The organism is Amycolatopsis sp. PS_44_ISF1 (assembly GCF_032335455.1).
Lineage (GTDB): Bacteria > Actinomycetota > Actinomycetes > Mycobacteriales > Pseudonocardiaceae > Amycolatopsis.
Window position 1 is genome coordinate 2,346,178 of sequence record NZ_JANUXO010000002.1, and the last position, 27,000, is coordinate 2,373,177.

The 27,000-nt window shown below is 72.9% G+C and carries 23 protein-coding genes; 11 read left to right on the forward strand and 12 right to left on the reverse strand.

All coding sequences use genetic code 11. The features are described 5' to 3' along the window. Positions 1-43: 43 nt before the first annotated feature. Entirely contained in the window at positions 44-1,537 is a 1,494-nt protein-coding gene (locus NYF13_RS24665; RefSeq protein WP_315660014.1) for a PucR family transcriptional regulator, read from the reverse strand. Positions 1,538-1,642: 105 nt separating this feature from the next. Between NYF13_RS24665 and NYF13_RS24670 the strand changes: the two genes are divergently transcribed. From NYF13_RS24670 to NYF13_RS24680, 3 genes are read left to right on the forward strand one after another with little or no spacing between them, the layout of a single operon-like run. Beyond that, a complete protein-coding gene (locus NYF13_RS24670) occupies positions 1,643-3,097 on the forward strand; it encodes a sodium:solute symporter (protein WP_315660015.1) in 1,455 nt (484 codons plus the stop codon). A 46-nt stretch (positions 3,098-3,143) separates the two neighbouring features. Next, positions 3,144-4,106: an agmatinase gene (gene speB, locus NYF13_RS24675; RefSeq protein ID WP_315660017.1), complete on the forward strand. Its 963-nt coding sequence runs from the start codon at positions 3,144-3,146 to the stop codon at positions 4,104-4,106. Beyond that, positions 4,103-5,758, forward strand: coding sequence for a thiamine pyrophosphate-binding protein (locus NYF13_RS24680; RefSeq protein ID WP_315660018.1), 1,656 nt, complete (start codon positions 4,103-4,105; stop codon positions 5,756-5,758). The genes speB and NYF13_RS24680 overlap by 4 nt, the downstream gene beginning before the upstream one ends. Positions 5,759-5,923: 165 nt before the next feature. Here the strand turns inward: NYF13_RS24680 and NYF13_RS24685 are convergent, their stop codons facing one another. The 3 genes from NYF13_RS24685 to dxs form a co-directional block, all read right to left on the reverse strand. After that, positions 5,924-6,838: a LysR substrate-binding domain-containing protein gene (locus NYF13_RS24685; protein WP_315660019.1), complete on the reverse strand. Its 915-nt coding sequence runs from the start codon at positions 6,836-6,838 to the stop codon at positions 5,924-5,926. 74 nt (positions 6,839-6,912) lie between these two features. Then, the gene (locus NYF13_RS24690; protein WP_315660020.1) at positions 6,913-7,563 is read right to left on the reverse strand and encodes a cupin domain-containing protein; all 651 of its coding nucleotides are present in this window, start codon (positions 7,561-7,563) and stop codon (positions 6,913-6,915) included. A 176-nt stretch (positions 7,564-7,739) separates the two neighbouring features. Next, positions 7,740-9,662 (reverse strand): 1-deoxy-D-xylulose-5-phosphate synthase, encoded by a 1,923-nt coding sequence (dxs, locus tag NYF13_RS24695; protein WP_315660021.1) that lies wholly within the window; start codon positions 9,660-9,662, stop codon positions 7,740-7,742. Positions 9,663-9,875: 213 nt separating this feature from the next. On the opposite strand from dxs, the gene NYF13_RS24700 reads away from it, so the two are divergent. From NYF13_RS24700 to NYF13_RS24710, 3 genes are read left to right on the forward strand one after another with little or no spacing between them, the layout of a single operon-like run. Then, positions 9,876-11,345: an aldehyde dehydrogenase family protein gene (locus NYF13_RS24700; protein WP_315660022.1), complete on the forward strand. Its 1,470-nt coding sequence runs from the start codon at positions 9,876-9,878 to the stop codon at positions 11,343-11,345. 50 nt (positions 11,346-11,395) lie between these two features. Further along, positions 11,396-12,955 (forward strand): amino acid permease, encoded by a 1,560-nt coding sequence (locus NYF13_RS24705; protein ID WP_315660023.1) that lies wholly within the window; start codon positions 11,396-11,398, stop codon positions 12,953-12,955. Next, positions 12,948-14,495: a GMC family oxidoreductase N-terminal domain-containing protein gene (locus NYF13_RS24710; RefSeq protein ID WP_315660024.1), complete on the forward strand. Its 1,548-nt coding sequence runs from the start codon at positions 12,948-12,950 to the stop codon at positions 14,493-14,495. The genes NYF13_RS24705 and NYF13_RS24710 overlap by 8 nt, the downstream gene beginning before the upstream one ends. A 73-nt stretch (positions 14,496-14,568) precedes the next feature. Here NYF13_RS24710 and NYF13_RS24715 read toward each other — a convergent pair whose 3' ends face one another. Together NYF13_RS24715 and NYF13_RS24720 are read right to left on the reverse strand one after the other, a co-directional pair. After that, a complete protein-coding gene (locus tag NYF13_RS24715) occupies positions 14,569-15,657 on the reverse strand; it encodes a hypothetical protein (protein ID WP_315660025.1) in 1,089 nt (362 codons plus the stop codon). A 33-nt stretch (positions 15,658-15,690) separates the two neighbouring features. Then, a complete protein-coding gene (locus NYF13_RS24720) occupies positions 15,691-16,266 on the reverse strand; it encodes a TetR/AcrR family transcriptional regulator (protein ID WP_315660026.1) in 576 nt (191 codons plus the stop codon). A gap of 61 nt (positions 16,267-16,327) precedes the next feature. Here NYF13_RS24720 and NYF13_RS24725 point away from each other — a divergent pair, with 61 nt between their 5' ends. Next, a complete protein-coding gene (locus NYF13_RS24725; protein WP_315660027.1) occupies positions 16,328-17,230 on the forward strand; it encodes an alpha/beta hydrolase in 903 nt (300 codons plus the stop codon). A gap of 135 nt (positions 17,231-17,365) precedes the next feature. Next, complete coding sequence (locus NYF13_RS24730) at positions 17,366-18,904, forward strand: alpha/beta hydrolase (RefSeq protein WP_315660028.1); 1,539 nt, start codon at positions 17,366-17,368, stop codon at positions 18,902-18,904. Positions 18,905-19,012: 108 nt separating this feature from the next. On the opposite strand, the gene NYF13_RS24735 is transcribed toward NYF13_RS24730, so the two are convergent. Continuing rightward, the gene (locus tag NYF13_RS24735) at positions 19,013-20,203 is read right to left on the reverse strand and encodes a class I SAM-dependent RNA methyltransferase (protein ID WP_315660029.1); all 1,191 of its coding nucleotides are present in this window, start codon (positions 20,201-20,203) and stop codon (positions 19,013-19,015) included. Continuing rightward, positions 20,200-22,254, reverse strand: a complete 2,055-nt coding sequence (locus tag NYF13_RS24740) for an APC family permease (RefSeq protein WP_315660030.1) — start codon at positions 22,252-22,254, stop codon at positions 20,200-20,202. Before NYF13_RS24740 ends, NYF13_RS24735 begins: the two co-directional genes overlap by 4 nt. Before the next feature lie 81 nt (positions 22,255-22,335). On the opposite strand from NYF13_RS24740, the gene NYF13_RS24745 reads away from it, so the two are divergent. Both NYF13_RS24745 and NYF13_RS24750 read left to right on the forward strand, forming a co-directional pair. Further along, positions 22,336-23,016 (forward strand): potassium channel family protein, encoded by a 681-nt coding sequence (locus tag NYF13_RS24745; RefSeq protein WP_396287707.1) that lies wholly within the window; start codon positions 22,336-22,338, stop codon positions 23,014-23,016. Then, positions 23,016-23,672 carry a TrkA family potassium uptake protein gene (locus NYF13_RS24750; protein ID WP_315660032.1) on the forward strand — a complete coding sequence of 219 codons (657 nt, stop codon included), beginning with the start codon at positions 23,016-23,018 and terminating at the stop codon, positions 23,670-23,672. Before NYF13_RS24745 ends, NYF13_RS24750 begins: the two co-directional genes overlap by 1 nt. Positions 23,673-23,745: 73 nt before the next feature. Here the strand turns inward: NYF13_RS24750 and NYF13_RS24755 are convergent, their stop codons facing one another. Both NYF13_RS24755 and NYF13_RS24760 read right to left on the reverse strand, forming a co-directional pair. Continuing rightward, on the reverse strand, positions 23,746-24,492 hold the full coding sequence (locus NYF13_RS24755; protein ID WP_396287635.1) for a DUF3159 domain-containing protein: 747 nt from the start codon (positions 24,490-24,492) through the stop codon (positions 23,746-23,748). A 9-nt stretch (positions 24,493-24,501) separates the two neighbouring features. Continuing rightward, complete coding sequence (locus NYF13_RS24760) at positions 24,502-24,882, reverse strand: OB-fold nucleic acid binding domain-containing protein (RefSeq protein WP_315660034.1); 381 nt, start codon at positions 24,880-24,882, stop codon at positions 24,502-24,504. Between the two features lie 103 nt (positions 24,883-24,985). Between NYF13_RS24760 and NYF13_RS24765 the strand changes: the two genes are divergently transcribed. Further along, the gene (locus NYF13_RS24765) at positions 24,986-25,702 is read left to right on the forward strand and encodes an alpha/beta hydrolase (protein WP_315660035.1); all 717 of its coding nucleotides are present in this window, start codon (positions 24,986-24,988) and stop codon (positions 25,700-25,702) included. A 99-nt stretch (positions 25,703-25,801) separates the two neighbouring features. On the opposite strand, the gene NYF13_RS24770 is transcribed toward NYF13_RS24765, so the two are convergent. Next, on the reverse strand, positions 25,802-26,473 hold the full coding sequence (locus tag NYF13_RS24770; RefSeq protein ID WP_315660036.1) for a DUF3710 domain-containing protein: 672 nt from the start codon (positions 26,471-26,473) through the stop codon (positions 25,802-25,804). Continuing rightward, on the reverse strand, positions 26,473-26,976 hold the full coding sequence (gene dut / locus NYF13_RS24775; protein WP_315660037.1) for a dUTP diphosphatase: 504 nt from the start codon (positions 26,974-26,976) through the stop codon (positions 26,473-26,475). The genes NYF13_RS24770 and dut overlap by 1 nt, the downstream gene beginning before the upstream one ends. Between the last annotated feature and the right edge of the window lie 24 nt (positions 26,977-27,000).

Genomic DNA, 27,000 nt, shown 5'->3' on the forward strand with positions numbered 1-27,000 from the left:
AGAGACCGGAATGGACACCCGGCCCCCGGCGTGGCCGCCCCGCTCAGCCCCAGCGCAGCGCGAACCACAGCCGCATGCGCGTCTCCGGGTCGGCCAGGTCGACGCCCAGGGCCCGCTCGGCCTGCCCGATCCGGTGCCGGACGCTGTTGCGGTGCACCCCGAGCTCGGCCGCGGTGCGGTCCCAGCCGCCGTGGTGGGCGAGCCAGGCGCGCAGGGTCGGGACCAGGTGGCGGTCCGGTGCGCGGTCCAGTTCGCGCAGCGGGGCCAGCAGACGCGTGGCGTACGCTTCGCCGGCCCCAGGGGCGACGAGCGCGTCGAAGTCCGGGGCGTCCGCCACCACGGGGCGTTCCAGCGCCCGCGCGCGGGCGAGCAGCAGCTCGGCCTCCGCGACGGCGCCGGGCAGCAGCGAGGCCCCGGCGACGGGCGAGCCCGCCACGGCGAGCCAGCCGTGCTCGCGCAGCCCGCCCAGGTCGGCCGGCTCGGCGCCCGCGATGGCGAGGAACCGCGGCCCGGGCCGCACCTGCACGAGCGGGGTGTCGAGCCGGGCGCGCAGCCAGTCGTGGCGCCGCGCCGTCTCGTCCGGGCCGCGCCGGTAGGCCACCCCGGCGACGAGCCGGCATTCCGCGCCGCCCAGCAGCTTCACCAGCACCTCCGAGCCGTCCTGGCCGAGCAGCAGCCCGGTGGCGGCCGCGCCCAGCTCCGCGGTGTCCGTCCCCGCGCGGCCGACCAGCCCGAGCAGCGCGGCGCCGACGGCGAGGACCGCGCGGTCGCCGCCGGCGGACCGCCGCCGCCGGCCCAGCACCAGCAGGTTCGCGGCGGTGGCTTGCGGGTACACCGGCTGCGCGACGACGTACGTGCCGTCCGGCAGCTCCGTGGTCGCGCTGCGGATGCCGCTGCCCGCGCGCACCGTTTCGAGCAGCTCACGGGCCTCCGACGGCAACGGCTGGGGCGCCCGGTACCCGGCGACCAACGCGTCCGACGGGCCGACCAGTGCCACCCAGCCCTGAAGCCGTTCCCCCAGCGCCGCCACCAGCTCGCCGAGACCGCCGCCCGCCGCGCGGGTCAGCGCCTCCCGTGCCGCCGCCACCCGGCGCTGCTCGCGCCGGCCCGCTTCGGCCAGCGCGACGGCCACGGCCCGGCTGATCGCGAGGAACGGCGTCCGCGGCGGAACCACCAGCAGCGGCAGCCCGTGACGCGCGCACGCGGCGCGCAACGGCTCCGGCAGCGTTTCGTGCACCGTGGGGGTGAGGCCGAAGCCCAGCGCCGTCACGCCCGCTTCGCGCAGCCCGCGGACGTACCGCTCGGCTCGGGCCGGCCCGCGCGGCAGGTTCACCCCGGCGGTGAGCACCAGTTCCGCGCCGAGCAGGTACGGCGCGGGGTCGTCCAGCTCGCTGACGTGCGCCCACCGCACCGGTGCGTCGAGCGCGCCCGGCCGCAGCGTCTCGTGCACGACGTCCAGCGCCAGCTCCGGGTGGCCGGCCACGGCCCGTAACGGGATGTTCACCTCGGCGGAGGGCGGATCGAGGTTCTGAGTCATTTCGTCCTGGCCTTCGGGAGTTTCTGGACCGATCGTCCCATGCCGCCGGGGTGATCACCGAACCTACGGTGACCGGAACACCGGCCGAGGACGAGGAGGCGCACCGTGGGCGGCGACTACGCGGTGATCGCGCTGTACATCGCGGGCATGATCGGCGTCGGCTGGATCGGCCTGCGGCTGGCCAGGACCAAGTCCGACTACCTGGTCGCGGGACGGCGGCTGGGCTGGTTCATGTACTCCGGCACCATGTCGGCCGTGGTGCTCGGCGGCGCGTCCACGGTCGGCGGGGTGAAGCTGGGGTTCACCTACGGCGTCTCGGGCGCCTGGCTGGTGCTCGCCATCGGCGCCGGCATCCTGGTGCTGCACGCGGTGTTCGCCCGGCGGCTGGTGCGGCTGCGGGTGTACACCGTCGGCGAGATGCTCGACCTGCGCTACGGCGGCCGCACCAGCGCCGTGTCCGGGGTGGTGATGTGGGGCTACACGCTGATGCTCACGGTCACCTCGACGCTGGCCTTCGCCTCGATCTTCAAGGTGCTGTTCTCGATCCCGGGCTGGGCGGGCATCGCCGTCGGCGGTTCCATCGTGGTGCTCTACTCGGTGCTGGGCGGCATGTGGTCGATCACGCTGACCGACATCGCGCAGTTCGTGATCAAGACCGTCGGCATCCTGTTCGTGCTGCTGCCGATCGCGATCACCTCCGCGGGCGGCTTCGAGGGCATGGCGGCCAAGCTCGACGCGAGCTACTTCGAGTTCACCGCCATCGGCGGGCAGACGATCTTCACCTACTTCCTGATCTACACCTTCGGCCTGCTCATCGGCCAGGACATCTGGCAGCGCGTGTTCACCGCGCGCACGCCGGAGGTGGCCACCGGCGGCGGCATCGCCTCGGGCGTCTACTGCCTGGTCTACGGCGTCGCCGGCGCGCTCATCGGCACCGCGGCGAAGGTGCTGTACCCCGATCTCGGCAGCGCGCAGGACGCGTTCGCCACCATCGCCGAACGGCTGCTGCCCACCGGCGTCCGCGGGCTGGTGCTGGCCGCCGCGCTGTCCGCCCTGATGTCCACCTCCAGCGGCGCGCTGATCGCCTGCGCCACCACCACGACGTCGGACCTGCTGCGCAGGACCGGGCTCAAGGCGGGCGAGGTGCTGCGCAACCGGATCACCACGCTGGTCCTCGGCCTCCTCGCCATCGGCATCGCGATGGTGGTGGACGACGTGGTGAACGCGCTCACCATCGCCTACGACATCCTCGTCGGCGGCCTGCTGGTGGCGATCCTCGGCGCGCTGTTCTGGCGGCGCGGCACCCGTCAGGGCGCGTACGCGTCGATGGTCGCCGGGACGGTGTCCGTGATCGCGTTCATGATCATCGACGGGGTCGCCGCCACCAGCCCGATCTACTGGGGTCTCGGCGCCGGCGCCGCGGTGTACGTCCTGGTCAGCCTGGCCACGCCCCGCACCCCCCAGAGCATCCTCTCGGTCTGGACGCAGCGCCTGAACGGCTCCGCGGCCACCGAGGAGGAGGAAGCGGCCGTGGGCACCCCCGCGGCCGTCGAAACCTGAACCCCTGCCCTAGTACCAGGAAACCGCAGAACCAGGAGTGACCACCGTGCCCGACCAGACCGACCAGCCCCCGATCGGACCGCTCGACTCGTCGCGGATCCCCCGCTTCGCCGGATTCGCCACCTTCGCGCGGCTGCCGCGGATCGATGAGGTGGAGCGCGCCGACGTCGCCGTGGTCGGCGTGCCGTTCGACTCCGGGGTCTCGTACCGGCCCGGCGCCCGCTTCGGCCCTTCGGCCGTGCGCGAAGCGAGCCGGCTGCTCCGGCCGTACCACCCGGCGCTCGACGTCTCCCCCTTCGCCGAGAAGCAGGTGGTGGACGCCGGGGACATCGCGGTGAACCCGTTCAACATCGGCGAAGCCATCGAGAAGCTTCAGCAGGAAGCCGAAGCGCTGACGGCGGGAAGCACTCGGCTGGTGACGGTCGGCGGTGACCACACCATCGCCCTGCCGCTGCTGCGCGCGGCCGCGAAGAAGCACGGACCCGTTGCGCTGCTTCACTTCGACGCGCACCTCGACACCTGGGACACCTACTTCGGCGAGCCCTACACCCACGGCACGCCGTTCCGCCGCGCCGTCGAGGAGGGCATCCTCGACACGAGCGCGCTTTCGCACGTCGGCACGCGCGGTCCGCTGTACGGCAAGCGAGACCTCGAAGACGACCGGCGGCTCGGCTTCGGCATCGTCACCTCCGGCGACGTGTTGCGCCGTGGTGTCGACGAGACGGTCGACGCGCTGCGCCAGCGGATCGGCGACCGCCCGCTCTACGTCTCGGTGGACATCGACGTGCTCGACCCCGCGCACGCGCCCGGCACCGGAACGCCCGAAGCGGGTGGCCTGACCAGCCGTGAGCTGCTGGAGATCCTGCGCGGGCTGCGCGGATCGAACCTGGTCGGCGCCGACGTGGTCGAGCTGGCCCCGGCCTACGACCACGCCGAGATCACCGCCGTCGCCGCCTCGCACGTGGCCTACGACCTGGTCAGCCTGCTGGCCCTGGGGCGGGACGCGTGACCCGCATCGGCGGCGACCTCGTCGTCGAGACGCTGCGCGCGCTCGGCGCCGACACGGTGTTCGGCCTGCCCGGGCAGCACGCGCTGGGCCTGTTCGAAGCGCTGCGCCGCGCCGGCGACCTGCGGGTGGTCAGCTCGCGGGTGGAGAACAACCTAGCCTTCGCCGCGGACGGGCACGCCCGCGCGCGGCTCGCGGCCGAGCCCGGGGGGCCGGTCCCGGTGACGCCGCTGATCGTCTCCACCGGCCCCGGCGCGCTGCTCACCCTGGCCTCGCTGCAGGAGTCGCGCGCGGCCTCGGTGCCGGTGCTGGGGATCTCCAGCCAGGTCCCGGTCGCCGGGCTCGGCGGCGGGCGGCACGGCTACCTGCACGAGCTGCCCGACCAGCAGGCCAGCTTCCGTGACGTGGTGAAGTCCGTGCACGTGGTCCGCGCGGCGAGCCAGCTCCCGACCGCGCTGCGCGAGGCCTGGACCTCGGCGGCCACCGTGCCGTACGGGCCGGTGTGGGTGGAGATCCCGCAGGACGTGCTGCTGGCGCCGGTTTCGCTGCCGCCGCTGACTTCCGTGACCGCCGCGCCGGTACCGCTGCCGCCGGTGCCGGAGCTGGTCGACGAAGCCGCGCGCCTGCTGGCGGCGGCGGAGAACCCGGTGATCCTGGCCGGCGGCGGCGCGCTGCGTTCCGGCGCGCACGCCGAGCTGAAGGCGCTGGCGGAGGCGTTGCGGGCGCCGGTGGTGTCGACTTTCGGCGGCAACGGCGTCTTCCCCTCCGGCCACGAGCTCTCCGGCCGGTCCTGGCTGGAGGACTGGCACACCACGGAATTCCTGGCCGCCGCCGACGTGCTGCTGGTGCTGGGCTCCGGGCTCGGCGAGCTGTCCAGCAACTACCGCGGGTTCGCCCCGCGCGGGCGGCTGATCCAGGTCGAGGCCGACCTGGGCAAGCTGGAGTCGAACTACCCGGCGCTGGGCCTGCACGCCGACGTCCGGCTCACCCTGGCCGCGCTGCTGGAGCAGGTGCCGATGCGGCGTTCCGACGGCCGGGCCGAGGCCGCGGCCGGGGCGCTGCTGGCCCGGGTCGAGTCGCGATTGGACGGTCAGCCGCTGGTGGCCGAGCGCAAGCTGGTGGCCGACATCCGCGCGGCCCTGCCCCCGGGCACGCAGACGTTCTGGGACATGACCATCGCCGCGTACTGGGCGTGGTCGGCGTGGGACGCGGACGGCGCGCCGATCCACACCGCCCACAGCGCGGGCGGCCTCGGCTACGGACTGCCGGGCGCCCTGGGCGCCGCGGCCTCCGGGGTGCCGGCGCTCGGCGTCTCCGGCGACGGCGGCGCGATGTACGGGCTGGCCGAGCTGGCCACCGCCGTGCAGCACCGCCTCGACGTGACCTGGCTGGTGGTCGACGACGGCGGCTACGGCATCCTGCGCGAGTACCTGACCGGCGCCTTCGGCCGGACCACCGCCACCGAGCTGCCGCGACCGGACTTCGTCGCGCTGGCCGAGTCGTTCGGCGTGCCCGCCCGGCGGTCCTCCTTGGCCTCCGTCGGCGCCGATCTGGCCGCGGCCCTGCGCACCCCGGGCCCGTCGGTGGTCGTGCTGCCGGCCGTGCTGAAGATGTTCGCCCCGACCCACCCGGAGCGGCCGCGACCCACGTCCTGAACTTCGCCGAAGGTACTGAAACCCGGCCCGGAGGATCGCTGGAGCCGACCGGTGCGGCACCCGCTGACCGCACCGATGTTCGTCACCGGCTCAACCCGCGCCGGGCCGGGATTGCCCTTCGCGCCCGCCGTGGTGTCCTGCGGGCCGAGCTTCCGCGTGCACGGCTCATTTCGCCCGTGACGCCGTGTCTCGCGGCAGTGATGGATCCGGCAGTGGCGAAGGTGCTCCCGGAGCCTCGGGCGGCGTGCGCCCCGCGAGGCTCCACCGAGCCGACAGGATCGCCTCGGCCAGCGCGGTGGCCGACTCCCGCCGGGCCGATCCCCGGTGGCTCAGCACGAAGGTGACCGCGCCCGGGTCCGGCAGGCCCTCGACCGGCACCAGCCCCTCGGGCACGACCGAGGCCGCGAACAGACCCACCCCGAGGCCCGCCTGCACCGCGACCCGCAGGCCGCTGAGCCGTTCGCTGACGCAGCCGATCCGCCACTGGATCCCGTGGCGGCGCAGGGTGGACAGTGCCCGGGCCCGGGTGACGCTGGGCTCCGGGTAGAGCACCAGCGGCAGCGGCTCGCCCGGCGCCGGCTCCAGGCCCGGCGCGCCCACCCAGACCAACGGGTCCCGCCGGACGCCCCGGCCGGTGTCGCGCTTGGCCAGCACCAGGTCCAGGTCCCCTTCGGCCAGCCGGGCGTGCAGCACCTCGCTCAGCTCCACCGACAGTTCGAGGTCGACGTCCGGGTGCGCGCCGCGGAACCGGCCCAGCACGTCCGCGGCCTGGCCCACCAGGAAGTCTTCGCAGACGCCGAAGCGGACCCGGCCGCGCAGTCCGGGCCGGGCGAAGTACCGCAACGCGCGGTCCTGCTGGTCGAGGATGCCGCGGGCGAAGCCGGTCATCGTCTCGCCGTCCCCGGTCAGCCGCACGCTGTGCGTGTCGCGCTCGAACAGCACGCAGCCGACCAGGTCCTCCAGCCGCCGGACCTGCTGGCTCACCGTCGACTGACCCAGGCCGAGGCGGCGGGCGGCCTCGCTGAAGCCGCCCGCCTCCGACACCGAGAGGAAAGTGCGCAGCAGCACCGGGTCGATCACTCCTCCGGGATACCACTCACCGTGCCCGCGCAGACACGAACTGTGGCCCGGCCCACTAACCTGGGAAACACGGCCTAGGGGCGCCGGGTGATCACCACCGGCTTGAGGTCCCGGGGCACGCGGTCGAAGGCCGACACCGGGATCCCGAACGACGCGGCCAGGATCTCCCGCGGCAGGGAGTTCAGCGTGCCGACGATGCCGATGTCGTCGTTCGGCTCGGCGGCGCTGGTGTTGAACAGGGCCAGCACGTCGAGGCCCTCGGTGTCGCTGGGGTTGGCGAAGTAGTGGAAGAACCCCTGCGGCGCGAACACCAGCTCGCCCTGCTCCGCGGTGAACACGTCGTTGTGGTAGCTGCCGTCCGGGTGCGTGCCGAGGATGCTCCACTCCGCCCGCCCGGAGAGGACGTAGTTCAGCTCCCACGCGGTCGGGTGCCAGTGCGGCTCCCGCACACCGCCCGGGTCCAGGTGGATCAGGTAGACCGAGCCCTGCTGGCCGGACAGGACCGGGAAGGTGTGCTCGGTGGCCCCGCGCAGGGTGCCGCCGTGGTAGGTGGCCGGGGCGGACTTCGCCAGGGAGAACAGGTGCGGGTGCCGGCCTTCCCCCGGCGAAGCGGGGGAAGGCGCCGGCTCGGCGTCCGCGGCCGCCGGGGCCGCGGCCCCGAGCGCGGTGGCCGCGGCGATCCCGGCCCCGGCCCCCAGTGCGTTCCGCCTGCTGATCTGTGCCATCCGCATCACCTTTCGACCGTCGGAAACCTTCTCCTGCCGATTCTGCGCGGCCACCGGGGAACGGAAACCGTCCCGGCCGGATCACTGTCATCGGCCGGGACGATGACCGGGCCGGGAAAAGGCGGTGGCGGACCCGGAACGGACCCGCCACCGCCTTTTCGCCCAACCCGCGAAGCTCAGGCCCGCGGTCGTTCTCCCGCCGTCGCGGCCACCCCGGAGCCCAGCCGCCCGGCGGCCCACTCGGTGATCCGGCGGGCCACGTCCTGGGCGGTCAGGCCGACCCGTTCGAGCACCTGGGCGCGCGAGCCGTGCTGGTGGAAGTCCTGGGGCACGGCCAGGTCCCGCAGCGGCACGTCGCATTCGGCGTCACGCAGGAGGGCGGCCAGCGCCGAGCCGAACCCGCCGTGACGGCCACTGTCCTCCACCGTCACCACGAGCCGGTGCTGCTCGGCCAGCGCCACCAGCTCCGCCGGCACCGGCAGCACCCAGCGCGGATCGGCCACGGTCACGCCGATGCCCTGGTCGGCCAGCCGGTCCGCGACCTGCAGGCCCAGCTCGGCGAACGCGCCCACGGCGACCAGCAGCACATCCGGGGTGTTGGCCTCGCTCGGCCGGCGCAGCACGTCGACCGGGCCGATCCGCTCCAGCGCGGGCACGTCCGGGCCCACCGTGCCCTTCGAGAACCGCAGCGCGGTCGGACCGTCCTGAATGGACACCGCCTCGCGCAGTTCTTCGCGCAGGGTGCCGGGATCGCGCGGGGCGGCCACGCGCATGCCGGGCACCAGGCCCAGCAGCGAGAGGTCCCACATGCCGTGGTGGCTCGGCCCGTCCGGGCCGGTGATGCCGGCCCGGTCCAGCACCAGCGTCACCGGCTGGCGGTGCAGCGCCACGTCCATCAGCACCTGGTCGAACGCGCGGTTGAGGAAGGTGGAGTAGACCGCCACCACCGGGTGGTAGCCGCCCATGGCCAGTCCGGCGGCCGAGGTGACCGCGTGCTGCTCGGCGATGCCGACGTCGAACCAGCGGTCCGGGAACCGCTCGGCGAACTTCTCCAGCCCGGTCGAGCGCAGCATCGCCGCGGTGATCGCGACCACGTCCTCGCGCTCGGCGCCGATCTCGGCCAGCTCCTCGCCGAACACCCCGGTCCAGCTCGGGCCCTTGGCCGGCGGCAGGCCGGTCTCCGGGTCGATCGGGTCGGTCTGGTGCATCTGGTCGGCCTGGTGGTTCACCGCGGGGGCGTAGCCGTGGCCCTTCTCGGTCACCACGTGCACGATCACCGAGCCGCCGAACGCGCGGGCGCCCTGGAACGCCTTCTCCAGCGCCACCAGGTCGTGCCCGTCCACCGGGCCGAAGTACTTCAGGCCGAGGTCGGAGAACATCGCCTGCGGGGCCAGCGCGTCCTTGAGCCCGGCCTTCGCGGCGTGCAGCGCGGCGTAGATCGGCTTGCCCACCACCGGGGTGCGGCGCAGGATCTCGCGGCCGCCGTCGAGCAGCCGCTCGTAACCCGGCTGCAGCCGCAGCGCGGCCAGGTGGTCGGCGAGCCCGCCGATGGTCGGCGAGTAGGACCGGCCGTTGTCGTTGATCACGATCACCACCGGGCGCTCCCGGTTGGCCGCGATGTTGTTGAGCGCCTCCCAGCACATGCCGCCGGTCAGCGCGCCGTCGCCGACCACCGCGACGGCGTGGCGGACCGGCCCGCCGGACAGCTCGAACGCCTTGGCCAGGCCGTCCACATAGGACAGCGCGGTGGACGCGTGGCTGTTCTCCACCAGGTCGTGCTCGCTCTCGGCCCGCGACGGGTAGCCGGTCGGGCCGCCGAGCTGGCGCAGCCGGTCGAACTCCGCGTGCCGCCCGGTCACGATCTTGTGCACGTAGGCCTGGTGACCGACGTCCCAGACGATCGCGTCGCGTGGCGAGTCGAACACGCGGTGCAGCGCCAGGGTGAGCTCCACGACCCCGAGGTTCGGGCCCAGGTGGCCGCCGGAGCGCCGCACCTTGTCCACCAGGAAGTCCCTGATCTCGGCGGCCAGCTCTTCGAGGTCCTCGACTCCCAGCCGCTTCAGATCGCCCGGTCCGTGCACCGAGTCCAGCATCGTCACCGTTCCACCTCGCCTGATTCCCTTCGCTCCGCCGCGTTCCGGCCAGTCTACGGACGACCGCCACCACGGTCCGGCCGCCCGCGTCCGGGATCACAGGGCCGGCCCGGGCGCAACCGCCCGGTCGTGTGGCGGGCCCGGAGCCCCCGGCCGACTCGCGGTCACCCCGCGTGGCCGCGATAATCCGGTCGTCGGAACCGAGCCCGAGAGGACCTCATGGCGGACTTGTACATCGGTGGCGAATGGGTGGACGCGAAGGGGGGAGGCCGGCGCGAGATCCGGTGCCCGGCGGACGGATCCCTGGTCGCGACGGTCGACGAGGCCGGCCGCGTGGACACCGAGGCGGCCATCGCCGCTGCCCGCCGGGCCTTCGACACCGGTCCCTGGCCCGCCACCGACGCCGCCGAGCGCGGCGACCTGCTGCTGCGCACGGCCGCGCTGCTCGACCGCGACGCCGAGGCGTTCGCCCGCGCCGAATCGCTCGACACCGGCAAGCGCCTGGTGGAGAGCCGGTACGACCTGGCCGACATCGCCGCCTGCCTGCGCTACTTCGGCAAGCTCGCGGCCAACGGCGCCGGGCGCGTGGTCGACACCGGCAGCGCGGACTCGTTCAGCCGGATCGTGCACGAGCCGGTCGGCGTGTGCGGGCTGATCACGCCGTGGAACTACCCGCTGCTGCAGACCAGCTGGAAGGTCGCGCCGGCCCTGGCCGCGGGCAACACCTTCGTGCTCAAGCCCAGCGAGCTGACCCCGCACACCTCGATCATGCTGATGAAGCTGCTCAGCGAGGCCGGGCTGCCCGCGGGCGTGGCCAACCTGGTGCTCGGCGCGGGCCCGGAGGCGGGCGCGCCGCTGTCCGAGCACCCGGACGTCGACCTGGTCTCCTTCACCGGCGGGCTGGCCACCGGCCGGGTGATCGCCGCCACCGCCGCCGCCACGGTGAAGAAGGTCGCGCTGGAGCTGGGCGGGAAGAACCCGAACGTGGTGTTCGCCGACGCGGACTTCGAGACCGCCGTGGACTACGCGCTGACCGCGGTGTTCCTGCACTCCGGCCAGGTCTGCTCGGCCGGCGCGCGGCTGATCGTGCAGCAGGAGTGGCACGACCGCTTCGTCGACGAGCTGGTCCGCCGGGCCGAGCGGATCCGCCTGGGCGGCCCGTTCGACGAGCGCGCCGAGACCGGCCCGCTGATCTCCGCCGCGCACCGCGAGAAGGTGGAGCAGTACGTGGCCACCGCGATCTCCGAGGGCGCCGTGCTGCGCACCGGGGGCCGGCGGCCGGACGCGCCGGAGCTGCAGGACGGCTTCTACTACCTGCCGACCATCCTGGACCACGTGGCCCAGGGCAGCACCGCCGTGGTCGAGGAGTCCTTCGGGCCGGTGCTGACCGTCGAGACCTTCACCGACGAGGACGACGCGGTCCGGATCGCCAACGACACCCACTACGGCCTGGCCGGCGGCGTGTTCACCACCGACGCCGCGCGCGCCCAGCGGGTGGCCAACCGGCTGCGCCACGGCACGGTGTGGATCAACGACTACCACCCGTACCTGCCGCAGGCCGAGTGGGGCGGCTACAAGCAGTCCGGCTTCGGCCGCGAGCTGGGCCCGGCCGGGCTGGCCGAGTACACCGAGGTCAAGCACATCTACCAGAACCTGCGCCCCGGCCCGCAGCGCTGGTTCTCCGGCTGAGGACGCCGGCCCCGGTAGTCCGATCGAGACCCACCGAAAGGACCAGTGCCGTGAGCGCCGAAACCGGCGACAGCGAGCTCAACGAGTTCGGCTACACCAACCAGCTCAAGCGGACGCTGGGCAGCTTCCACACCTTCGCCGCGGGGATCAGCTACATCTCGGTGCTGACCGGGGTGTTCCAGCTCTCCTACCTGGGCCTGTCCGAGGGCGGGCCGGCCTACTGGTGGTCGTGGCCGATGGTCTTCGCGGGCCAGCTGATGGTCGCGCTGAGCTTCGCCGAACTGGCCGCGCACTACCCGGTCGCCGGCTCGGTCTACAACTGGGCCAAGAAGCTCGGCAACGCCCACGTGGCCTGGCTGGCGGGCTGGATGATGCTGCTCGCCTCGATCGTCTCGATCTCCGCGACCGCGCTGGCCTACCAGCGGACGCTGCCGCAGATCACCTCGTTCTTCCAGTTCGTCGGCGACGGCTCGGGCACCAGCGACGCGGCCAACGGCGTGCTGCTGGCCACGGTGCTGATCGTGTTCACCACCCTGGTGAACGCCTTCGGGGTGAAGCTGATGGCGCGGATCAACAGCGCGGGCGTGTTCATCGAACTGCTCTTCGCCGTGCTGCTGGTCGTCTTCCTGGCCTTCCACTTCGTCCGCGGGCCGGGGGTGGTCACCGAGACCAACGGCACCGGCGAAGGCCACGCGGGCGGCTACCTCGGTGCGTTCCTGATCGCCGCCATCGCCTCGTCCTACGTGATGTACGGCTTCGACACCGCGGCCTCGCTCGGCGAGGAGTCGGTGGACCCGCACCGCAACGCGCCGAAGGCGATCATGCGGGCGCTGGTGGCCTCGTTCGTGCTCGGCGGCCTGATCATCCTGTTCGCGCTGATGGCGGTGGGCGACCTCCGCGCACCGGAGCTCGGCACGGTCGGCCTGCAGTACGTGCTGACCGACGCGCTCGGGCCGGCGATCGGGCGGATCTTCCTGTTCGTGGTCTTCATCGCGATCACCGTGTGCGTGCTCGCGGTGCACACCGCGGCGATCCGGATCGCCTTCGCCATGGCACGGGACAACGCGCTGCCCGGCGGCTCGCGGCTGGCCCGGGTCAACCGGAAGACCGGCACGCCGGTGCTGCCCGCGATCGTGATCGGGGTGATCGCGGTCGCGCTGCTGCTGGTGAACATCGACTCCTCGCAGATCTTCTCCGCGGTGACCAGCCTGGCCATCATCCTGATCTACGTGGCCTACCTGCTGGTCACGGTCCCGATGCTGGTCCAGCGGCTGCGCGGCGGGTGGCCGCGCCGGGACGCGCCGGCCGGGCGCTTCTCCCTCGGCCGCTGGGGCCTGCCGGTGAACGTGCTCGCGGTGCTGTGGGGCCTGGCCATGACGGTCAACCTGGCCTGGCCGCGCACCGAGATCTACAACGCCACCCCGCCGTTCCACTGGTACCTGCGGTGGAGTTCGGTGCTGTTCGTCGCCGTGTTCGCGGCCGGCGGGTTCGCCTACTACTGGTTCGTCCAGCGCCACAAGATCGGCGTGCTGGCCGACCACGCCTCGGTCCCCGCCCGGTCCCAGTCCGCCCAGTCCGATCAATCCGATCAGGAGGTTTCCGGTGAATGAGTTCGACTACGTGGTGGTCGGCGGGGGCACAGCGGGATCGGTGGTGGCGGCCCGGCTCTCGGAGGACCCGGACGTGACCGTCTGCCTGCTGGAGGCGGGACCGTCCGATGTGGACGACCCGGCCATCCTGGAGCTGACCCGGTGGATGGGGCTGCTGGAGTCCGGCTACGACTGGGACTACCCGGTGGAGCCGCAGCCGTCGGGCAACTCCTACCTGCGCCACGCCCGGGCCCGGGTGCTCGGCGGCTGCTCCTCGCACAACTCGTGCATCGCGTTCTGGGCCCCGGCCGAGGACCTCGACGAATGGGCCGCACTCGGCCTGCCCGGCTGGTCGGCGGCCGAGGTCTTCCCGCTCTACCAGCGCCTCGAGACCAACGACGGTCCGGGCGAGCACCACGGCCGCTCCGGGCCGGTGACCATCCGCTCGGTGCCGCCGCGCGACCCCGCGGGAGCCGCGCTGCTGGCCGCCTGCGCGCAGGAAGGCATCCCCACCACCGAGTTCAACTCCGGGAAGACCGTCACCCACGGCGCGAACTGGTTCCAGATCAACGCGCGCGAGGACGGCACCCGCTCCTCGGCGTCGGTCTCCTACCTGCACCCGATCCTGGGCCGGCGGCCCAATCTCGAAGTCCGCACCGGCGCGCGGGCCAAGCGGCTGCTGTTCTCCGGACGGCGCTGCGTGGGCGTGGAACTGCAGGCGCCGGACCTGGTCCACAGCGCGAAGGTCACCGCGCGGCGCGAGGTGATCCTCAGCTCGGGCGCGATCGACTCGCCGAAGCTGCTGATGCTCTCGGGCATCGGGCCCGCCGCCCACCTGCGCGAGGTCGGGGTGGACGTGCTGGTGGACGCCCCGGGGGTCGGGGAGAACCTGCAGGACCACCCCGAAGGGCTGGTCCAGTGGGACGCGCTGCAGCCGATGGTCACCGAATCCACGCAGTGGTGGGAGATCGGCATCTTCACCACCACCGAGGCGGGACTGGACCGGCCGGACCTGATGTTCCACTACGGCTCGGTGCCGTTCGACCTCAACACCCTCCGCCACGGCTACCCGACGACGGAGAACGGCTTCTGCCTCACCCCGAACGTCACCCGCAGCCGCTCGACCGGCACGGTCCGGCTCCGCACCCGCGACTTCCGCGACAAGCCCCGCGTGGACCCGCGGTACTTCAGCGACGAACACGACCTGCGCGTGATGACCCACGGGGTGCGGCTGGCCCGCTCGATCGCGGCCCAGCCGGCGATGGACGAGTGGGCGGGCACGGAGCTCTCCCCCGGGCGCGACGTCACCACCGACGACGAGATCGCCGACTACCTGCGCAAGACCCACAACACCGTCTACCACCCCGCTGGCACGGTGAAGATGGGCCCGGAGTCGGACCCGGCCGCCGTGCTGGACGAGCGGCTGCGCGTGCGCGGCGTGGACGGGCTGCGGGTCGCCGACGCTTCGGTGATGCCGTTCCTGGTCGCGGTCAACCCGTGCATCACGACCATGGCCATCGGCGAGAAGTGCGCCGACCTGGTCAAGGCGGACCGGATCTGAGCCACCGGCCGCGGGCTCCTCGCCCCTTCGGCGGCGGCGCGATGACCACGACCGGCAGCGCCGCGCGGGCGCTTCACCAGGAGCGGCCCGGCGCGGCGATCCGGCTGAGCGCTTCGGCCGGGTAGGGGACCTGCCGGCTCCCCACCTGGAACTCGCGGTAGAAGTCCGTCATCACCACGGCGAGCGGTGCGTACTCGGTGAGGATTGCCGCGGCGAGCGGTGGAATCCCCTTCGGCCGCTCGCCTCCGGCGCAGGCGCGCAGGAACGCGCCCCGCTCCTGCCCCCGGTACCCGTAGAGCGCGGTGGCCAGCCAGATCACCAGATGGGTGAGGGAGTAACAGCGGTCGTAGCTCTGGTGCCCGGCGAAGAAGCCGGCTTCCGGCGCGGACAGGTCGAACCCCGAGGAGATGGCCAGGCCGTAGTCGGCGAAGAACAGCCGCTCACCGTCGGTCAGGATGTTCTGGAAGTGGAGGTCGAAGTGCAGGAGGCCGCGGTCGTTCATGAACGCGGTCCCGTCCCGCAGCTCCCGCACGACCATGGCGCAGGCCCGGTCGGCCGTCTCGCCGCCCGCCTCGACCTGCCCGCCCAGCCAGTCGTGCAAGTTCTGCGGAAGGTGCTCCAGGAACAGCACGATGCTCGCCGTGCAGTCCCGCACCGCCTCGATCCGCCGGCGCACCGCCGGCCCGCCGCCCCAGTAGCCGACGGCCCGCTCCACGTCGGCCAGCTCCTCGGGCAGCGGCTGCCCGGGGTGCGGCAGGACCCGCCAGTGGTAGGTCAGCGGGAAGCCCTCGTGGTCCCCCGCGAGCACCCAGTTCGTCGTCATGGTGTGCCCGGCCAGCTCCCGCCAGGCCCCGAAGCCCGGACTGCCGAGGGCGCCCACCCCGAAATGCGCGAAGTCCGGCAGCCCGAAGAGGTTGGCCGTGGACCGGACGTGCTCCGGCCGCCGTTCCAGCCCGGTCAGCGGCACCCGCTTGACGAAGACCCGGGTCCCGCCGACGTCCAGCAGCGCCGTGGACCCGCCGATACCGGCGCCCACGGGCTCGGCCGCGTCCACGAGGTCGCGCAGCTCGAGATCACTGCACAGGGCCAGCGCCGTGGAGACGCCGCGGTAAGCCGCCAGCCGCGCGGCGCGCGACCGGTCATCGCGCCCGGCTGCTTTCACCCGGGTCACCCTCCCGCCCGGTGATCACCCCCGTCAAGTCCTGCCGCCGAGCGCGTCGAGGGTCACCTCGATCACGGCGCGCAACTGCCGGGCGCCGACGCCGGCCCGGCTCATCACGGCCAGCGACTGGTTCACCGCGGCGATGTGGAGGGCGAAGGGCTCGGCGACCGCGCCGGGCAGCCCATTCGCTTTCAGCGCGGTGAACAGCCGGTTCCGCTGCGCGTCCACCGCTTCCCGCACGCGCCGGGCCGCCTCCGGGCTGAGCCCGGGCACCGCGAGAGCGGACTGGGTCATCAGGCAGCCGTCGGGCAGGGCCGGGTCCGCGATGCGGCCCAGGGTGACTTCGAAGAACGCCCGTACGGCCTCGACCGGCCCCCCGGCCGAGGACAGCGCGGCATCGTAGCTTTCGCCGTAGCGCTCGACATAGCGCTCCAGGCAACGCCGGAAGAGCGAATCCTTGTCGCCGAAGGTGGCGTAGAGCGAGCTGCGGTTGAGCCCGGTGGCCCGGCACAGGTCGTCGACCGAGCTGTCGGCGTACCCGGCCCGCCAGAACTGGGTCATCGCGGCGTCGAGCGCCCCTTCGATGTCGAACTGCTTCCTACCCGCCACGTCGTGCCTCCTCCGGTCCAGTCTATCTTGGAACGATCAGTTCAAGACAAGGGAGGCTCCCGTGGCCCATCCGATCCCCGGACTACCGCTGTCCGACCTGCCCGGCTTCACCCACCACTGGCCCGATGCGGCCGGGGTCCGGCTGCACGCCGTGACGGGCGGGACGCCGGACGGACCGGCCGTCGTGCTGCTGGCCGGGTTCCCGCAGACCTGGTGGGCCTGGCGGAAGGTGCTGCCCGGCCTGGCCCGCCGGTTCCGCGTCCTGGCGATCGACCTGCCGGGCCAGGGCCATTCCGAACGCCCGGACGCCGGCTACGACACGCACACGGCCGCCGCGCGCGTGCAGGCCGCGGTGGCGGCGCTGGGGGTCTCGGAGTACTGGCTCGCCGCCCACGACATCGGCGCGTGGGTCGCCTTCTCCCTGGCCGCCAGGCACGAAAGCCGGCTGCGCGGTCTCGCCCTGCTCGACGCCGGCATCCCGGGCATCACGCTGCCCGAGTCGGTCCCGCTCGACCCCGGCCAGGTGTGGAAGACCTGGCACTTCGCCTTCCACCTCGTGCCCGACCTGCCCGAAGCCCTGCTCACGGGCCGCGAAAGCGAGTACGTCTCCTGGTTCCTGAAGACGAAGTCCTTCTCCCCCGGCACTTTCGACGACGCCGAAATCAACGGGTACGCCGCGGCGCTCGGCGCCGAGGGCGGGCTCCGCGCCGGCCTGGCCTACTACCGGCACACCGCCGAATCGGCCCGCGAGAACCACGCGGCCCTGACCGGCCGTCCGCTGAGCTTGCCGGTGCTCGGCATCTCCGCCGACCACGGCTCGATCCCCGACATGGCCGCCTCTCTGCGGCCGTGGGCGCAGCACGTGACCGGGATCGTCGTGCCGGACTCGGGCCACTACATCCCGGAAGAACAACCCGAAGCCGTCATCGCCGCGCTCACCGCGTTCGTCGAGGGGAACCGCTGAAACAGGGCCGTCCGGTGTGTCACTCGCGGAATGGTCTCAATGGGCCAATTCACCCGATCGACGGTCAACCGGGGCAACCCTCACCGGAGCCGGGCGTCATCGGGGGCACAGGGCAGTCCGGACCGAAGGGACGACATGAGACGACCAACCGGCACAACGGTGGTGGTGGGCGCGGCACTGGTCCTCGCCGGCGCGGCCACCCCGGCCGTGGCGGCGACCCCGGGGACCGCCGCGGCGGTGGCTCGCCCGGCTTCGCCGATCCAGTGGCAGCCGTGCGAAGGGCATCCGGCGCTGGACTGCGCGACCGTGCCGATGCCGATCGACTGGAGCGCGCCGGCCGGGCCGGCGACCCCGATCGCCATCATCCGGGGGAAGGCGGCCAAACCCGAGCAGCGCAAGGGCGTGCTGCTGGTCGACCCCGGCGGGCCGGGCGGCTCGGGCGTCGACTTCGCGACCGACATCGTCGAGGACCACGCCCTGTCGCCGTCCCTCACCGACGCCTTCGACGTCATCGGGTTCGACCCGCGCGGGGTGTCCCGCAGCGCCGCGCTGACCTGCGACGACGTCGTGCTCAACGACTGGGTCGACTTCTACCCGGAGACCGGGCCGGTCTACCGCGGCCTGATCGACCACAACGACCGCCTGGGCCGCAGCTGCCGGCAGTACAGCGGCCCCCTGGCGGACCACGCGGACACGACCAGCGTGGTGCGGGACGTCGACGCGCTGCGGCAGGCGCTGGGCGAGGACAAGATCAGCTACTACGGACGGTCCTACGGCACCCAGATCGGCGAGCAGTACGCCGAGTTGTTCGGCTCGCACCTGCGCGCACTGGCCCTGGACTCCGTGATGGACCACAGCGTGGACACCATGGGTTTCCTCGCCCCGCAGAACCTGGCCTTCGAAGACTCCTTCACCGATTTCACGGCCTGGTGCGGCCGCACGGCCGCCTGCTCGCTGCACGACCGCGATGGGCTGGCCCTCTGGGACGGTCTCTACGCCAAGGCGGCCGCGGGGAAGCTGAACTACCCCGGAAGCAGCTATCCCATCTCGGTCTCCCAGCTCCGCGACACCGTCCTGTTCTACCTCTACGACCCGGCGAGGTGGGCCGTGATGGCGGACTGGCTCAAGTCGATCGCCGACGGCAACCCCGGAACCACCCTGGCCCGGTCGACGGAACCGGGGACGCGCAGCGAACTGCCGATCTGGTGCGGTGACTGGAAGTGGGACGAGGTCGACAGCCTCGCGGCCCTGACCTCCTACCGCGAACTGTCCGAGACCGTCGCCCCGCACACCCGCCTCAGCCCGCTCTACACCCAGCTCACCGAGTGCCTGGGCTGGGGCGGCCGGGTGAGCAACCCCCAGCACCGGCTCCACGTCACCCAGGCACCGCCGATCCTGATGACCAACAGCGTCCACGATGTGGCCACCCCCTACCAGTGGGCCCGGTCCGTGGCCGCCCAGCTGCCGACGTCCACCCTGCTCACCTACGACGGCACCGGCCACGGCGACTACCGCCTCAGCTCGTGTGCGCGCGCGGCGATCGACACCTACCTGATCACCCTCCGCACCCCGGCCCCCGGCACCCACTGCCCGGCCGAATGGCCCACCACGGGCAGCGCCGGGACGCCTCGCGCGACCGCACAGCCGGGCTCACCACCGGCGCGACGCGGGTAAGGCCCGATCGGGACGGGCGAGGCGGCACCACTGCGGTGGTACCGCGGTGGTACTGCCTCGCCCGTCCCGATCCGCCGCCCGTTCACGACCCGGGGGAACCCCACCCCGCTACTGGAGCAGCGCCACGCACTCCACGTGGTGCGTCATCGGGAACGCGTCGAACGCGCGCAGGTCCGAGAGCGAATACCCGTGCCCGGCGAACGTCGCCACATCACGGGCCAGCGCCGCCGGATCGCAAGCCACGTAGACGATCCGGTCCGGTGAGCCCGCCACGATCGCGTCCACCACCGCCCGGCCGGCCCCCTTGCGCGGCGGGTCCAGCACCACCACGTCCACCGGCCGCGGCGCGTCCGCCACCACGTGCTCGACCCGGCCGGTGCGCCAGCTCACCTGGGGCAGGTCGGCCAGGTTCCGCTCGCCGTCGGCGACCGCGCGGCGGCCGGACTCCACGGCCAGCACCCGGCCGTCGGGGCCGACCTGCTCGGCCAGCACCGAGGCGAACAGCCCGACGCCGGCGTAGAGGTCCCAGGCCACCCCGCCGCGCGGGGCCTCCGCCCAGTCGCCCACGAGCTGGGCGAAGGTGGCTGCCGCGGCCGGGTGCACCTGCCAGAAGCCGTGGGCGTCGAGCTGCCAGTCGCGGCCCGCGGCGTGCTGGGCCGCGAGTCCGCCGGAGAGCTGACGGGACTGGGTGCGTCCGTGCACAGTGGACACTTCGCGGACGTGCCGGCGGCCCTCGCCGTCCGCGGTCACCTCGATCTCGCTGCCCGGGCGCCAGCGCTTGGCCGGCACCCCGTCGAGCGAGCCCGGCACCGCGATCGGGCAGTCGTCGAGCGGGACGACGCGGTGGCTGTGGTGCGCGCGCAGCCCGGCGCGCCCGTCCCGGCCCGCGATGAGCCGGACCCGGCTGCGCCAGCCCAGCGGTCCGCCGTCGAGGGGTTCGACGACCACTTCACGCGAGATCCCGGCCAGCCGCTGCAACTGCTCGGCCACCACGGCGGCCTTCAGCGAGCGCTGGTAGGCCGGATCCGCGTGCTGCCAGTCGCAGCCGCCGCAGCCGCCGGGCGCCGCGAGCGGGCACGGCGGCTCGACCCGGTGCGCCGAGCCGGTGAGCACCTCCACCGCGTCGGCGCGGCAGAACGCGCCGCCCTTGTCCTCGGTCACCTCGGCGCGCACCCGTTCGCCCGGCAGTCCGTGCCGGACGAACACCACCCGTCCGTCCACCCGGGACACGCAGTGCCCGCCGTGCGCGACCGGCCCGATCTCGAGCTCGAGGGTGCGGCCGAGCCAGTTGCCCGTCATTCGGCCGGTTCCTTGGGTGGGTCCACGGGGGCCGGGGCGGGCTTGGCCGCGGCCCGGGCCGCGGCCGGGTTGAAGCCACGCCGGACGTAGCCGGCCGCCGGGCGGGCCCGCCGGACGCGGGCGGCCGCCTTGGCCGAGGACTCCAGCTGCCAGGGCACGCTGGCCACGATCACCCCGGACTGGAACAGCAGCCGGCCCTTGAGCCGCAGCGCGCTCTGGTTGTGCAGCACCTGCTCCCACCAGTGCCCGACCACGTACTCGGGGATGAACACGGTGACCACGTGGCGCGGGTTGTCGCCGCGCACGCGCTTGACGTAGTCCAGCACCGGCTTCGTGATCTCGCGGTAGGGCGATTCCACGACCTTCAGCGGCACCTTGAACTTGTGCGCGTCCCACTCGGCGGTGAGCCGGCGCGTGTCCAGGTCGTCGACGTTCACCGTCACGGCTTCGAGCACGTCCGGGCGCATGGCCTTGGCGTAGGCCAGCGCGCGCAGCGTCGGCCGGTGCAGCTTGGAGACCAGCACGATGGCGTGGTTGCGCGAGGGCAGCACGGTCGGCGCCTCGCCCATCTCCCTGAGCTCCTCGGCCACCCGGTCGTAGTGCTTCCGAATCGCCGTCATCAGCACGAAGATCGCCACCATGGCGGCGATCGCGATCCACGCGCCGAGCAGGAACTTGGTGATCAGCACGATGACCAGCACCACGCCGGTCATGGTCAGGCCGACCGCGTTCACCGTCTGCGAGCGCCGCATCCGCCGCCGCGCCGCGGGGTCGGTCTCCTTGGCCAGCAACCGGTTCCAGTGCCGGATCATCCCCGCCTGGCTGACCGTGAACGAGACGAACACCCCGACGATGTACAGCTGGATCAGCCGGGTGACCTCCGCGTCGAACGCGATGATCAGGATCAGTGCGAAGGCCGCGAGGAACAGGATGCCGTTGGAGAAGGCCAGCCGGTCGCCGCGGGTGTGCAGCTGCCGCGGCAGGTAGCGGTCCTGGGCCAGGATCGAGCCCAGCACCGGGAAGCCGTTGAACGCCGTGTTGGCCGCCAGCAGCAGGATGATGCCGGTGGAGAAGGAGATGTAGTAGAACGCCGGCGGGAAGCCGGCGAACACCGCCTGCGCGATCTGCGCCACGATCGTCTTCTGCTGGTAGTCCGGGCCCGCCCCGGACAGCTGCGTGGCCGGGTCCTCCGCGAAGTTCACCTTCGTGATGATGGCCAGGGTGATGATGCCGACCAGCATGGTCACCGCGAGCACGCCCATGAGCAGCAGCGTGGTGGCCGCGTTCCTGGACTTCGGCTTGCGGAAGGCGGGCACGCCGTTGCTGATCGCCTCGACCCCGGTCAGCGCCGCGGCGCCGGAGGAGAACGAGCGCAGGATCAGGAAGACGAACGCGAACCCGGTCCAGCTGCCTTCGGAGTGCAGCTGGAACCCGGCGCTCTCCGCGCGCATGTCCGTGCCGGTGGCGGCCTCGATCAGGCCCCACACCACCATGATCATGATGCCGGCGATGAAGCCGTAGGTCGGGATGGCGAACGCTTTGCCCGATTCGCGCACCCCGCGCAGGTTCAGCGCGCTCAGCACGGCGACGATCACCACCGAGGCGATCACCTTGTGCTGGGCCACCCACGGGACGGCGGAGCCGATGTTCGCGACCCCGGAGGAGGTGGACACCGCGACGGTGAGGATGTAGTCGACCAGCAGCGCGCTGGCCACGGTCAGGCCGAACTTGCCGCCCAGGTTGGTGCCGGCCACCTCGTAGTCGCCACCCCCGCTGGGATAGGCGTGCACGTTCTGCCGGTAGGAGGCGACCACCACGAGCATGACCAGCGCCACAGCGACGCCGATCCACGGCGCGAAGGCGTAGGCGGACAGCCCGGCGACGCTCAGGGTCAGGAAGATCTCCTCCGGCGCGTAGGCCACGCTCGAGAGCGCGTCGGAGGCGAAGATCGGTAGCGCGATGCGCTTGGGCAGCAGCGTGTGGGCGAGCCGGTCACTGCGGAACGGACGCCCGAGGACCAGCCTCTTCACCACGGTCGGGAACTTCGACACCACGAGAGAGTAACCGTCCCCCCACAGGGTAGGTTCGGCGCTGGTCATGGAGGGTAGCTACGGACGGGTCATCCCGCCCCCCTGAGGAGGCAGCGCGTGCACGTGGTGATCATGGGATGCGGCCGGGTCGGCGTGTCCCTGGCCGCGGCGCTGGAGCGTCTCGGCCACGAAGTGGCCGTCATCGACAAGAACCAGCAGTCGTTCCGGCGGCTGGGCAGCGACTTCCACGGGCGGCAGGTGCTCGGCGTCGGGTTCGACCGGCAGGTGCTGATCGAGGCCGGCATCGAGCGGGCCGGCGCGTTCGCGGCGGTGTCCAGCGGGGACAACTCCAACATCATCTCCGCGCGGGTCGCGCGGGAGAACTTCGGCGTCGAGCACGTGGTGGCGCGGATCTACGACCACAAGCGGGCCGCCGTGTACGAGCGCCTGGGCATCCCGACGGTCGCGACCGTGCCGTGGACGACCGACCGGTTCCTGCGCACCCTGCTGCCCGACGGCGTCGCCTCCGCGTGGCGCGACCCGACCGGCAACGTCGCGCTGCTGCCGCTGCCGCTGCACGAGGACTGGGCCGGGCACAGCGTGCAGAGCCTGCAGGAGGTGACCGGCGCCCGGGTCGCGTTCATCATGCGGTTCGGCACCGGGGTGCTGCCGGACAGCAAGACCATGGTGCAGGCCGACGACGTCGTCTGGGTCGCGGCGCGCTCGGGCACCGTCAGCGAAGTGTCGAGCGTGGCCGCCCGCGCTCCGGAAGAGGAGAACTGATGCGGGTCGCGATCGCCGGTGCGGGCGCGGTGGGGCGCTCGATCGCCGTGGAGCTGATCGACGGGCGGCACCAGGTGATGCTGATCGAGCGCCAGGCCGACCAGTTCGACCCGGGCACGGTCGAGCGGGCCGACTGGGTGCTCGGCGACGCGTGCGAGGTGTCGATCCTGGAGGAGTCCGGGATCGAGCAGTGCGACGTGGTGATCGCCGCCACCGGCGACGACAAGGCCAACCTGGTGGTCTCGCTGCTGGCCAAGACCGAGTTCGCCGTGCGGCGGGTGGTGGCCCGGGTGAACAACCCGGCCAACGAATGGCTGTTCACCGAGGCCTGGGGCGTCGACGTCGCCGTGTCCACCCCGCGGATGCTCGCGGCGATGGTCGAGGAGGCGGTCAGCGTCGGCGACCTGGTGCGGCTGATGACCTTCCGCCAGAGCCAGGCCAACCTGGTCGAGCTGACCCTGCCGGAGGAGACCCCGCTGGCCGGCAAGCCGGTCAGCGAACTGGACCTGCCGCGCGACGCCGCCCTGGTGACCATCCTGCGCGGCGACCGGGTGATCGTCCCGCAGCCGGAGGATCCGCTGGAGCCGGGCGACGAGCTGCTGTTCGTGGCCACCTCCGACGTGGAGCCGGAGATCCGCTCGGCGCTCGGCTACTGACGCGCCCCCGATCGCACCACGGCGCCCCTCGCGAACTTCCGCGGGGGGCGCCGTGGCGTGGCCGGAGGGAGACTCAGGCCTCGGGGGTCGGGGTCTGCGCGTACTTCTCACGCAACCGGGCTTCGGCCTCGGCGTCGGTTTCCGGTTTCGGCTCCGCCTCGGCGAGGGCCTTGAGGCGCTTGTCCGAGCGGCGGACCGCCCAGACCACCACGAGCAGGCCGAGCGCGTAGAGCGGGTAGCCCATGGCGATCTTGGCGAAGGCCAGCCAGCCGGTGTAGTCGCTCTGGTAGAGCCAGCGCTGCACCACGAACCGGGCGGCGAAGATCAGCGCCATGACGAAGGTGGCGATGTCGTAGCCGTAGCGCGAGTACTTGTCCTTGCGCCAGGCCTGGCCGGTGCCGTTGAGCGCGTTCCAGACCAGGCCGGCCAGCGGCCAGCGGACCACGATCGAGATCACGAAGACAGCGCAGTAGATCAGGCTGGCCCAGATGCCGAAGAGGAAGAACCCCTTGGCCGAGCCGGTGCGGAAGGCGATGAAGGCGGCGATGGCCACACCGAAGAACCCGGAGATCGCGGGCTGCAGCGGCTCCTTGCGGACCAGCCGCAACACGGTGATGGCCACCGCGCTGCCGATCGAGCCCCAGATCGCCGCGGTCAGCCCGAAGATCGAGTTCACCAGCACGAACACGATCACCGGCAGCGAGGAGTAGACCAGGCCGGACACCCCGCCCATCTGCTCCAGCAGGGTCGGCTGCGGCTTCTCCTCGTCCCCGCCTTCGGGCACGTGCTCGTCATCGCGGGGGGCGGGGGACTCAGTCACGACAGCTGATCAACTCACCGGGCTCTGGAGTTCGTAGTACGGGTTGTACAGCACCTTCTGGCCCGCGCGCTCGGCCATCCGGCCACGGACCTTGATGGTCCGCCCCGGCTCGATACCGGCGATCCGGCGTCGGCCCAGCCAGATTAGCGTCACGCCCTGCGTTCCGTCGAACAGCTCCGCCTCCAGCGTGGCGGCTTCGTCGGTGGGGCACAGCTCCACGCTGCGCAGCCGGCCGAGCACGGTGACCTCTTCCCCGGACCGGCAGTCGCACGCCCGCTGCGCCCCGCCCGCCCGGGACGACTCGGACAGGTCGTCGGCGTCGAGGTCTTCGACGTCGGTGGTCAGCTTGCGAACCAACCGGCTGAAGTAGCCGCCGTCTTTGGCGGACATGGTGTGCTCCTGTGCTCCGGGGCCCCGGTTTCACAACGGCCCGTGCGTGTCCAGCGTAGCTGCGGTCCCCACCAGGGGAACCGGTTTGCGCCAAGATCGCAACGTGACGTCCGTTATCCGGCACCCGCCCGCCGTACTGCTGCCCGGAACCGGCTCCGACGAGGTGTTCGTCCGGTCCGTGTTCGCCGGCCCGCTGGCCGCGCTGGGCATCCCGCTGATCGCCGTGCCGCCGGTACCCGGAGCGGCGACGGCCGAATGCTTCCTGGCCGAGCTGGACCGGCTGGCCGACCGGCACGGCACGTTGCTGGTGGGCGGCATCTCGTTCGGCGCGCACCTGTCCGCGGAGTGGGCCGTGGCCCACCCGGGCCGCTGCGGGGGCCTGCTGGCCGCGCTCCCGGCCTGGAACGGCGAACCGGGCCAGGCACCCGCGTCACTGGCCGCGAAGCTCTCAGCGGACTTCGTGGCCGCTTCCGGGGTGGCGGCGGCGCTGGCGCAGGCCGAGGCCGGCAGCCCGCCGTGGCTCGCCGCGGAACTCCGCCGGTCCTGGCGGCGTCACGGCGACGGGCTGGCGGACGGCTTGCGCGCCGCGGCCACCCGGCCGGCCCCGACGCCGGCCGAACTGCGCGGGCTGTCCGGGCCGGCCGGGATCGGCATGTGCGCCGACGACCCGATCCACCCGGCGGACGTCGCCCGCGAGTGGGCCGGTGCCCTCCCCCGCGCGACCGTCGGGGAGACGAGCCTCGCCGCGCTCGGCGCCGACCGGGAGTCGCTGGGCCGCGCGACCGTGCTCGCCTACCTGCGCGCCACGACCGCCTCGTGAGCCTGTCCGCGACCCCTGACTTCCTGGCCCGGTAAGCCCTCTGGCCCCCGGGCCGCGGGCGACGCGGACCGGGGGCCAGAGGCCGGGGGCGGCTCGAGTTCAGCCCTGCTGCTGGGCGATGTGCTGGGCCACGGCCTCCGGCAGCGTGATGGTGAGCGGCGTGCGGACCGGCATCGGCGAGGTGCCGCGATCCACGATCGTGTGACGGACGATCGCCCGCAGCACCTCCGGGGCCTGCGCCGACTGCGACTGCGGGCCCGCGATGACCCCGCGCAGCATCCAGCGCGGGCCGTCGACGCCGACGAACCGCAGCGCGACGTCGCCGACGATGGCGGAGAGCTCCAGGCCCCACTCGCCCCGGCCGAGGTTCACCTTGGCCCCGTCGGCGCGAAGCTGGTCGGCCAGCTCGGCGCCGACCTCGCGCCACAGCCCGCCGGTGCGCGGCGCGGCGTACGCGCTGACCGTGACCTGGCCCTGCTCGGTGACGACGTGCACCGCGCGCACGCCCCCGGCGTCGGGGTCCATCTCGACCTGCACCTGCGAGCCGTCCGGCACCGGCACCTTGACCGAGCCGAGGTCGATCCGGGGGATGCCGTCGTCCTCGGCGTCGGCGACGTCGAACGGGCCGTCGGCCGTGTCCGACAGCTGATCTTCCGGTTCGCCGGCGACACCGCTCTCACCGGCGCCGCTCTTACCGGCATTGGCCTCGCCGGCGCCGGGCTCGGCCGGCCCCTCGGCCCCGGACCCGCGCTTGCGTCCGAAAATCCCCACTAGTTCTCCGTTCCTTCCCCGGCGCCCGGTTCCGTGCCGGGACCGCCTGGCACCAGTGTGGCGTGTCCGCCGGTCGATCCGTAGCCACCGGCCCCGCGCTCGGTCTCCCCGAGCTCGGCCACCTCGACGAATTCGGCGCGCTCCACCCGCTGGACGACCAGCTGCGCGATCCGGTCGCCGCGGGCGAGCACCACCGCCTCCCGCAGATCATGGTTGATGAGGCAGACGCGGATCTCACCGCGGTAGCCGCAGTCGATCGTGCCGGGGGTGTTCACCACCGACAGCCCGACCCGCGCGGCGAGCCCGGAGCGCGGGTGGACGAACCCCGCGTAGCCCGGGGGGAGCGCGATCGCGACGCCGGTGCCGACCACCGCGCGCTCACCGGGGCCGAGGACGAGGTCCGAAGTGCTGACGAGGTCGGCCCCCGCGTCACCGGGCCGCGCGTAGGCCGGCAGCGGGACGCCGGGGTCGAGCCGGGAAAGGAGTACCTGAACGCTGGACACGGGCGGCGAGACTACCCTGGCCGG

Bases quoted from the DNA above. Each gene is read 5' to 3' on its own strand.
- NYF13_RS24665 (WP_315660014.1), bottom strand. From the start codon at position 1,537: ATGACTCAGAACCTCGATCCGCCCTCCGCCGAGGTGAACATCCCGTTA.
- NYF13_RS24690 (WP_315660020.1), bottom strand. From the start codon at position 7,563: ATGGCACAGATCAGCAGGCGGAACGCACTGGGGGCCGGGGCCGGGATC.
- NYF13_RS24700 (WP_315660022.1), top strand. From the start codon at position 9,876: ATGGCGGACTTGTACATCGGTGGCGAATGGGTGGACGCGAAGGGGGGA.
- NYF13_RS24730 (WP_315660028.1), top strand. From the start codon at position 17,366: ATGAGACGACCAACCGGCACAACGGTGGTGGTGGGCGCGGCACTGGTC.
- NYF13_RS24735 (WP_315660029.1), bottom strand. From the start codon at position 20,203: ATGACGGGCAACTGGCTCGGCCGCACCCTCGAGCTCGAGATCGGGCCG.
- NYF13_RS24750 (WP_315660032.1), top strand. From the start codon at position 23,016: ATGCGGGTCGCGATCGCCGGTGCGGGCGCGGTGGGGCGCTCGATCGCC.
- NYF13_RS24760 (WP_315660034.1), bottom strand. From the start codon at position 24,882: ATGTCCGCCAAAGACGGCGGCTACTTCAGCCGGTTGGTTCGCAAGCTG.